12 protein-coding genes are annotated in these 9,509 nt (G+C 41.6%); 5 read left to right on the top strand and 7 right to left on the bottom strand.

Going from position 1 to position 9,509, the window contains the following annotated elements; all coding sequences use genetic code 11:
* From EWH91_RS13085 to tnpB, 5 genes are all read left to right on the top strand, one after another.
* Positions 1-280, top strand: a 280-nt coding sequence (locus tag EWH91_RS13085; RefSeq protein WP_206184333.1) for a transposase, incomplete at its 5' end; no start/stop codon positions are given.
* Between the two features lie 216 nt (positions 281-496).
* Positions 497-1,228, top strand: coding sequence for a DUF2705 family protein (locus tag EWH91_RS13080; protein WP_129930545.1), 732 nt, complete (start codon positions 497-499; stop codon positions 1,226-1,228).
* Positions 1,229-1,240: 12 nt separating this feature from the next.
* On the top strand, positions 1,241-1,870 hold the full coding sequence (locus EWH91_RS13075) for an ATP-binding cassette domain-containing protein (protein WP_129930543.1): 630 nt from the start codon (positions 1,241-1,243) through the stop codon (positions 1,868-1,870).
* Positions 1,863-2,498, top strand: a complete 636-nt coding sequence (locus EWH91_RS13070) for a hypothetical protein (protein WP_129930541.1) — start codon at positions 1,863-1,865, stop codon at positions 2,496-2,498. Before EWH91_RS13075 ends, EWH91_RS13070 begins: the two co-directional genes overlap by 8 nt.
* A 157-nt stretch (positions 2,499-2,655) precedes the next feature.
* Positions 2,656-3,804 carry an IS200/IS605 family element RNA-guided endonuclease TnpB gene (gene tnpB / locus EWH91_RS13065; RefSeq protein WP_129930539.1) on the top strand — a complete coding sequence of 383 codons (1,149 nt, stop codon included), beginning with the start codon at positions 2,656-2,658 and terminating at the stop codon, positions 3,802-3,804.
* Positions 3,805-4,197: 393 nt separating this feature from the next.
* On the opposite strand, the gene EWH91_RS13060 is transcribed toward tnpB, so the two are convergent.
* From EWH91_RS13060 to EWH91_RS13030, 7 genes are all read right to left on the bottom strand, one after another.
* Entirely contained in the window at positions 4,198-4,713 is a 516-nt protein-coding gene (locus EWH91_RS13060; RefSeq protein ID WP_129930537.1) for a hypothetical protein, read from the bottom strand.
* Positions 4,710-5,378, bottom strand: coding sequence for an ABC transporter ATP-binding protein (locus EWH91_RS13055; protein ID WP_129930535.1), 669 nt, complete (start codon positions 5,376-5,378; stop codon positions 4,710-4,712). The genes EWH91_RS13060 and EWH91_RS13055 overlap by 4 nt, the downstream gene beginning before the upstream one ends.
* A gap of 11 nt (positions 5,379-5,389) precedes the next feature.
* Positions 5,390-6,199 (bottom strand): hypothetical protein, encoded by an 810-nt coding sequence (locus tag EWH91_RS13050; RefSeq protein ID WP_129930533.1) that lies wholly within the window; start codon positions 6,197-6,199, stop codon positions 5,390-5,392.
* Positions 6,196-6,804, bottom strand: coding sequence for a hypothetical protein (locus EWH91_RS13045; protein WP_129930531.1), 609 nt, complete (start codon positions 6,802-6,804; stop codon positions 6,196-6,198). Before EWH91_RS13045 ends, EWH91_RS13050 begins: the two co-directional genes overlap by 4 nt.
* 178 nt (positions 6,805-6,982) lie before the next feature.
* Positions 6,983-7,762, bottom strand: a complete 780-nt coding sequence (locus EWH91_RS13040; protein WP_129930529.1) for a hypothetical protein — start codon at positions 7,760-7,762, stop codon at positions 6,983-6,985.
* A gap of 23 nt (positions 7,763-7,785) precedes the next feature.
* Positions 7,786-8,556: a hypothetical protein gene (locus EWH91_RS13035; protein WP_129930527.1), complete on the bottom strand. Its 771-nt coding sequence runs from the start codon at positions 8,554-8,556 to the stop codon at positions 7,786-7,788.
* Complete coding sequence (locus tag EWH91_RS13030; RefSeq protein ID WP_129930525.1) at positions 8,553-9,509, bottom strand: hypothetical protein; 957 nt, start codon at positions 9,507-9,509, stop codon at positions 8,553-8,555. Before EWH91_RS13030 ends, EWH91_RS13035 begins: the two co-directional genes overlap by 4 nt.

Genomic DNA, 9,509 nt, shown 5'->3' with positions numbered 1-9,509 from the left:
CACTGCAGTCCTTTCACTTCCGGAGCCGTATCGTCGCCGCCTGCGAACGACAAACGGTATGGAGCGCCTCAATGAAGAATTTCGCCGTCGGGAGCAGGTCATTCGTATTTTTCCTAACCGCGAGTCAATCATCCGCCTCATGGGTTCTGTTCTCATGGAGCAGGACGAAAAGTGGTCGAACGGCCGGCGCTACCTGAGAATGGATGACTATTTTGACTGGAAAGCGAAACAGCCCAAAGTGGCTAATTCCAGTAAAGTGACAGCCATTTATCCAGGATAATCAACCCTATCCTGGCTGAGATAATTTACACATAAAAAAAGACTTGACCTTCTGATACATGGGGGCCATTAAAAGATTTAGTTATATTTCAGAAAATGCTCCAGCATAAATGGACGCTGTCAAGTCTGATTCCGGTTTATATCCGTCAATCAGCAGAGCTGATGTTCATTTATCTGATTGGCTCCTGGCAAATAGGCAGAAGGGATTTTATTACTCATGCGAATTAATGAACGTTCATTTCTTTTTGTCCTGGTACTTATCATCATTCAATCTCTTCTCAGTCATCGTTTTGATCCATTAAATGCACCGTTTCTTTTCTTAGAGGGTGTACCAGTTTCCATGCAAAGCGGTATCATGTACCAGCTATTAATCTATTGGTATATACCCATTGTTGGTATGAGCTTTTATTTTTGCGGAAAAGTTCATGAAACTTTAGTAAGTTATGGTCAGCTTAAAATCATTCGAAATTTTAGCAAAAGCAGGTGGATGCTCGGGTTCTATGGACGACTCTATTTATTTGTTTTAATTTTTGTCCTTATACAGGTCTGCTGTACATGGATAAGTAATCAGGGATGGGCAACAGACTTAGCTCGCCCTGTAATACTCCAACAGCTCATTCTCTATATTTTGGCACTCATCGTTCTGTTCTCTATGCAAATGTTTCTTGAACTTTTTGTGAACGGTCAGGTTGCTCAATTAATCACTAATTTATATATTATTCTTACAATCCTGCTGACCTATTTTAATTATTCATTTCATGGATGGTCCGTTTTAAATTATTTAGGAATCCCCAATTATGGCATGGGGCTTAGAACGAATCTGACCACACTGAATACATTTGGTGAAGCCCTTGTTCCTTCAGAGATCGGCATGATTATTTTAATTTTCATTGAATCTTGCATTTTATATTTCTCTATTCGTCGAATTAAAGTTATGGATATTATTTAGAGGGCTAAAAAGATGATTGATCTGATTCATGTCAATAAAACTTTAAAAGGTAAAAAGGTACTGCAAGATATCAATTACCACTTTGAAGAAGCAAAGATTTACGGGCTTTTTGGAATTAACGGTTCCGGGAAAACCATATTACTACGTACAATCGCTGGACTCATGATCCCAACAAGTGGAAAGGTACTCATCAACCAGAAACAGTTACACAAGGACATATCCTTTCCGCCCAGTGCAGGAATCATTATTGAAACAATGCAACTCCTGCCTCAGTTTGATGCGAAGACAAATTTATCCATTCTGGCAAAAATTAAAAAGATCGCTACTGATGAAGATATTCATGCTGCACTCAAAAGAGTAGGGCTTGATCCGGATTCCAATCTGAAAGTACGGAAGTTTTCACTTGGCATGAAGCAAAGATTGAATATTGCTCAGACCATTTTTGAGAAACCTCAGCTGCTTATACTGGATGAACCGACAAATGCTGTCGATGAAAAGGGCGTCAAGAAAATTCATCAGATTCTTGCCGAAGAAAGAGAACGCGGTGCAACCGTTATTGTCGCGACCCATCATAAAGAAGATTTTCTTTCTTTGTGTGACGAGACTTTAAAGATGGAAAACGGAGTGTTGACACGTGACTAAAGAAAAGCGCTTTGTATTCTGGATCATTGCCTGCGTTTTTTTAATCACTGCAGGTTACCTTTTTGTTCCCTATCTGATTAATAAATGGGAAGAGAGTCACCCTCTGTCACGACCTTCAGGAAAAATGGTGAAGCTTGATCCAGGAGACTATAAGGTAGGAGATAAAATAAAAGCTGCATTTTACGATATTAAGGCAAATGGAACAATTCAATTCATGGGAAGAAAGTTGACAGATGGAGACCAATTAATAGGAATTGAACTGTATAAAAACAACCATGTCACTGTTTCCGGCTCCGGGTCCGTTTCTTTATATCCCGCATCTTTCGATAAACTGTCTCAAAACAAAAATGGCGAATACATGATTCATCATTCAGGTTTCTATATTGCAGGTGAGCAATTCCCCGCCGGTAAATACACTTTACACTATTTGAATTCGGGGAAAAATAAAGAGCAAACTCATCCACTCATTCAAATATTACCTTCATTTAACAAGAACAGTACGTTGAGCAAATCGATGAAACCGAACCAAACAATATCTTTCACAATTAAAGAGAATAGCATCCTGCAAGTAGACAAAACAGTTTTTGATGAGTCTAATGATATAGACATATTTCTAAAAAGGGACTAAATCTTTTTGCTGGAGTCAGGGACAAATGATAATAGAATTTGATAACTGGCGTCCGCACACTCGTGACTTCAGTCATGAGTAGGACGCTCTTTTTTGTAAAAAGCGAACATTTGTGCTATAATAAAGATACTCTTTTTACAGACAAGGAGGGACGGCGATGCTCATTCAAAAGGCGTTTAAGTTTCGACTTTTCCCTACAGACGAACAAGCCGTTCTGATCAATAAATCCATCGGATGTAGCCGGTTTGTCTATAATCATTTTTTAGATTGTTGGGAAAAGACGTATCAACAAACCGGTAAGGGCTTAACTTATAACTCCTGCAGTAAGGCTTTAACGCAGCTTAAGGTGGCGTTGCCTTGGCTGAAAGAACCGGATAAATTTGCCTTGCAGAACAGTTTAAAGAACCTTTCCCACGCTTATGACCGGTTCTTTAAAAAACAAGCCAGGCATCCTCGCTTTAAGAGTAAAAGGAATCCGAATCAGGCGTATAAGACCTGTTTCACCAACAAGAACATCGAGGTTGCGGATCAAAGCATCAAACTCCCCAAACTGGGTTGGGTGCGTTACGCCCGCTCTCGGCAGGTTGAAGGACGCCTTTTATCTGCCTTCATCAGGGTTGTGCCAAGCGGAAAATATTTTATTTCGCTCGTTGCAGAAACGGAAGTAAAAGAACTTCCTAAAACCGGCAAAGTGGTCGGCATTGACCTGGGCTTACTGGACTTCATGACGCTGTCTACCGGCGAAAAAATCACCCATCCCAAGTTTGGGTGTTCCATGGAACAAAAGCTTCGCCGAGAGCAGCGAAAGTTATCTCATCGCTATGAGGGAGCCAAAAAGCGAATGCTAAAACAAAAGAATTTAACCTTAATGGATTGTGCGAATTACCAGAAACAAAAGATTAAGGTTGCCAAACTCAAAGAAAAAATCAGTAACCGCAAGACGGACTTTCTGCATCAATGGTCCACAAAGCTGGTCAAAAACCACGACCAGCTCGTGATCGAAGACCTCAACGTCAACGGGTTACTAAAAAACCATCGTTTAGCCAAAGCCATCAGTGAGGTCAGTTGGGCGGAATTTGTGCGTCAACTCACGTATAAGGCTAAATGGTTTGGAAAAGAAGTGATAAAAATTGACCGTTTCTTTCCGTCCAGCCAGATGTGCTCTGTCTGTGGGCATCGGGATGGAAAGAAAGCTCTTTACATCCGAGAATGGACGTGCCCGCAATGCGGAGCTCACCACGACCGAGATGTGAACGCAGCGATCAACATTCTAAACGAAGGGCTTAAAAATCCTATTGGGATCTAATACAAAGAACCGTCGGAACGACGGGGTTCGCCTGCTCAAAGAAATGAGCCACTACCCAACGATAAGTCGTGTTTGGCAAGCTCATTGTTCGCAGGAATTTTTGATTGAGAAGTCAGAAGCCCGCGACTTTAGTCGTGGGAGGTTCACAAGGAATGGTTCCATTATAAATATTAGAGAACTACGCTGTTTTAATGGGAAAATAGTACGGACAGCTTTTTTCATCTTCGCTCAAAAAAGGATTCAATAATATACAGACATGATCGGTCGTTTGTTGTGGCAAAGACAAACTCCACTCGGTTCGGGAATATTCCAATATTTCCAGATGAGGCTGATCTTTGTCCCGGTCATGCGCGTTGGTGTCCCGATCAATTGAATCTTCAGTCCAATTCGTTGTCATAACTGCACGGCAATGCCATATCTGATCCCCTTCTTATATTGATCCAGAACGAGCCGGGGGTATAAGTCCTGGGCAAAGTACAGTTTAGCCTTCTCTCCCTTACGGTTCGGCCGTACTTGATATTTTAAAATAATGGTTGTCGATTTTGATGGAGACAGTCGGCGCAGCTCACTTTTATTAAATGTTCCGGTCATGGTCTGATAATAATCCATGCCATAAGTAAGTTTTGTCTCAACAATTCGTGAAATAGAAATATCCTTGTTTGAGCTGTTACGCACCTCCATCGTCACTGTTGCCGGTACAAATTGAAAACCATTTTCCCTGGTTATCTTGCCGTATGTCACGCCTTTAACGTGCAATACCGCGTTTCTAAGCGGAATGTCACGGCCTGTCTGGTATGTTTTCACCTGATAGGTTCTCGCAACTCCCGCATTAACCTGATAGACACGCACCGACCACGCCGCGACTGCGATAAATATAACAGTAAGAATAACTATTTTTCTGACACTCATCGCTCAGTCCCCTCCATCATCTCGTGGCCGATAATCTCCCCATTCTCCATGAGGAAGATTTCATCGGACAAATAATCCAGATCTTCCTTGTCATGGCTGGCAATCAGGATGCATTTGTTTTTCCCCTTCAATTCCAGCAGCAAGGTTTTGAGCTGTGCTACGCCATCGGAATCCAGCGCGTTGGTTGGTTCATCGAGAATGATTAAATCCGGGTCTTCCATAATCGCCTGGGCAATGCCGAGACGTTGTTTCATCCCTAGTGAGTATTTACGGTACTTGCGCTTATCCTCCGGGTCGAGACCGACTCGGCGAATCGACGCTTTGATCTGTTCCTCACTGATCAGTCCTTTAATCCCGGCCAGCATTTTTAAATTTTTGAAACCAGTATATCCATTTAAGAACCCAGGATATTCGATTAATACGCCCACGCTTGGCGGGAAAGAGACATCTTTTCCCAGAACAACTTCGCCGACCTCGACGGTGCCTTCGGTGGGCAGGATCAAGCCGCATAGCGCCCGGAATAACATTGTTTTACCTGATCCGTTCTTCCCTCTGAAGCCATAGATATAGCCGCGTTCCAGTGATAAATCGATATCCTTAAGCACCCTTTCATTTTTAATCCTTTTTGATAAATGGTCTGCTTTTAAATAGATTTTATCAGTCATAGCCAGCCCCCCTATATTATTTCTCGCCGCTTACACATAAATAGAGTTACGGTGTTGACGAGTACGTAAACTCCGGCACAATACAATAAAGAAAATCCGAGTGTCAGCTGGTGCTCCATGTTAAAGATATCCGTTTTCAGAATCATCGAATGGATCGCAGGCAGCCACCTGCTGTCCAGAAATGTTGACAGTGAACACAGGACGACAACAGAGAAAAAAGTAATGATTGGCGACAGCCAATGAATCAGAAGCAGCATCAGGCTTGATAAAACAACACTTGTGATTATAAAACCGATCAAGAGCCGCATCAACAGCTCCCATTCCGGTACCTGCGATTCCATCATTGGTCCAATAAACTGATGAAAATACGAAGACGAACTAAGTGAGAAATTACCGGAAACAGAGCCGGATACAAGCACGATGACCATTAAGAGACATAGATAAACCAATAGGTTCTGAAAGATGATCCACATGATTTTTGACAGGATATACCTTCGCTTCGACCGGCATCTGAGCAGCACGTACAGTTGATTTTGCCGGAAATCATGAAATATGTAATCCGCGGTTAAAAACAGGGTGAAAAATTGCGTGAAATCCCAGTAATAGGGAATCTCATAATCAGAAAGAATCTTGATATAGCCATTATCCCGCAGCAGTAAAAAGAAAGTATCCGCGCCATTACTCCCGAACGACCGGATCCGCATACTTTCGGCTAAAGCCAGAACGGCCATAAAAGCGAAGAAAATAAGGTACTTATATTTGCCATAAGAGAAGCTATAGGTGACATCGCGCCAGAAAAGCCTGATGGTGGATTGTGTCATGAAAGAAAATCCCTTCTTTCAAACAGTATTCCTGTTATCCCATATAGAAAGATAGAGACAATCAACAAATAAGCACAATGGAAAAAGGTTGTCATTGGGTTTAGCCAATTTCCAAGCCAGAGATTTGCCGACAAAGTGAAAATTGGGATCGGCACAAGACTAAGTTGATCCACACCGGCAAGTGCCACAAGAACAATCAAAACTATCCCATCATTTTTGAACCAGTTTTTTAAAAAAAGGGTAAGAAAAGCGATCATCAAAAACCCCAGAAATTTGGTTACAAACAGCGTGCCAAGCACCTTGTATGTAGTTAGTTGGGGTAAAATACTGAAAAAACGGTTCTGATCATGTGTCGTCTGGCTGATCATCCCTTTCGCATTTAACCAGGTATTGTCAAATCCAACCATCAATCCCCCTGCCACCCAGGAAACCATCAAGATTAAAACAGTAAAGACAAAGGAAAGGACGACCGCAGTGATTGCATAAATATGAAATATTTGAAATCGTGTTTCTAATCTGGTTGCAAAGGGGCCACGGTCTTTGAATTTCATCAGTTGTGTGATCGTGAGCACAGTCATGGGGATTCCAACGGAAATAAACATCAATTGATTCGTACTGCCATGCATACCGTCCAGATCAGCGATCAGGTCAAAGATCCCTCGATATCCCGGTGAATGTGCTGATAGAATCAGTAAACAGATCAGGATAAACAGACTATAGATACTCCCCGGCAACCATACATGCCTCAAGGAAATCAGAGAACTGATTGAAACATGTAACGACCTAGATAGTTTCATGCTTATCACCCGCAAAAAAGTACCAGAAAAAGGTACCAATACTTCCAACAATTAAATAAATGGGTATTCCCCAATTCGCCTGACCATTTTCAAGAAAAAGCCCTGAGATGGAATATTTTCCTAAAAAGGAATATGTAAATAAATCAAATCCCATAAAAACCAGGAAGGGGAATACCAGGGCAATATATCGATTTTTCACAGCTGTAGAAAAGGCGAGCCCAATCGAAGCCAGAACACCACCCAGAAGGAAGAGCAGCAGGAGACGCACGAGCAAATATAGAATTGGATGCTGATAATAGAGTTGCGGGAAAAATGAAAGATCTGTAACGAGATTCATTCCGAAATAGTAATTATTTTCAATTAATGGAAAAGCTGTCATCTCACCTAAAAAATTGAAAATCAGTGGAAAAACGGCCACGAAGCCCCCAACACAGTAATTCACCAGATAACGAACAAACAAATATTTTCTTTTATTCATCTTGGTCACAATATTCTTAATGAACCCTGTGTTAAAATCTTCCGCATAGGCATCTGCATAAGCCAGGGAAGCGAGTAATGGAAAAATCAGAATATAAATATTACGCGTGTCGCCGACAAAATACATCCAAATCACATAAGGGCTGCCCGGGTAAAAGGCATAATCTTCACTGCTTGATATTTGCGGCCACTCCTGAATGACCGGCCATATCGCCAGAACGGCCCCTATAAGGATCAGGAACCAGAAAACCGGTCTATGGGTCACCCGCTGTATTTCCATTCGAAGCATTCTGTTCACCGCCTTCAACCTGTTTAGTGATAAAATTCTTTGTTTTTATAAAACCTGATGCTTAAGAAGTAGAAGATTGTTATCCCCAAAATAAAATAAATCACCTGAAACCATTGATCGGTTGGCGACACCCACGTGTCCATCGTAATACGTACCCTCTCGAGCAGCAGCGGAAATCGTTCAGAGATCAGGCCATCGCCCGCGAAGAGGAACAGCGACAGAAAAAAGACAAAGATGTTTTTTTTAAGCACGATTTTCAAGAAAAGGATGAACACTGCCATAAATAAAATGACTACAAATCTTGAACTCAGTAAATAGATCCATATTTTTATACTGGTCACATGAGGTACATATATAGGAAAATAGGTTTTATTTTCAAGCAGAAAATAAAGTGTTCCAACATGTGATCCCCAAAGATTAGACATACGGCCTGTCGCTAGCAATGAAACTACGATACCGGTTGCTGCCATGACCAAGGTTAAGAGAGCAGCCATGTAAACGGATAGAGCGATCAGTTGATCAAATACTTTACCCTTATCCTGAATCCTGACCACCACGAGGTGATTTTCGAATCGATCCATGAGCCGGGGCAAAACAAGAGCAAGCAACGGAAGGACCCCTAAAAGCAACGCATCAACGCCCATACTGCCCCCCCATTGCACATTTGCCACGTAGTCAAAGAGCGAGTCCTCCGCCCATTTGGGTGCCATCGCAATGCTGGATAAATCAATAGCCAGAAAATATGTAAAAGCCAGTAAAGTCATCCTTACTGGTAAATATCTTATCGACATCATCGTGTATCAACACCACCAGATTTCGTCCCAGTAGTATTATTCACACTCCGCTCGCCAAATTCTCTACCAGAGACCTGTTTGTGCCCAGACACATCCAGATTAAAAACCCGAGGATCAATCCCTTTATTAATCTGAATCTCTTCACAAGTCACGAAGAAGATTACACGGTCTTCCTGTCCATAACATTTCAGATCAATAAGAGTACCAGTATCTTTGGATACTACCATTGTAAACCGACCCTGTAAGCTCTCCGATATAGTACTGGGAATCGTGCCTTTCATCTTGTATACGGGCATACCAAGCTGGGTGCCTTCCTGGTAATCCCAGTTTGTATAGTTATTAAATAGCAGAGAAAACCATTCACTACTAGTGACCCATTGATTATACAAACCAATATGATCCCTCTCGAACTGTTCTTTATTAGTATAATTAGGGTCCTTTGGAGTATCTTTCCGATATATTTTCTGTTCAAGCCGCTGACTGATTGCAATATCCCGATTGAATAAGACATCAGTGGTTTCTACAACTTTCCCGTTCTCGTACTGTTTATTGGTGACACGGTTTTTGTGGTGATCAAAATCTACATAAAATTCTGCCTGTGACATTTCTCTTTTGGGATAGCCCCAGCTATATTTCCCTTGTGCGTTATGAATATAGTCCCAAGAGTAGTACATCTTATTTACTATGTTGAATTGTTCAGGATATTTTTTTGCGAGCTGCTTCTCACTTTCCGTATGAAAAGGGAATGTTTTCTCTTTTGCAATATCTCTGTGCTTGTAAATTTTTGCTTCAGATCCCTTTTTCGCATTCTTTTCTATGCTGACGTTACTGCTTGTTTCTTTATTGTATGGTATCAAGGCAGCTACCGCTTCGGGATACGTTGAATAAATCTTAATGCCCGCCAAAACAAGAACGAGAATAGTAATTAATGGGACCGGAAGCCATTTTTTCAA

The sequence above is a fragment of the Sporolactobacillus sp. THM19-2 genome (genome assembly GCF_004153195.1).
Taxonomy (GTDB): Bacteria; Bacillota; Bacilli; order Bacillales; family Sporolactobacillaceae; genus Sporolactobacillus.
This window is presented reverse-complemented; position numbering and strand designations above follow the sequence as displayed.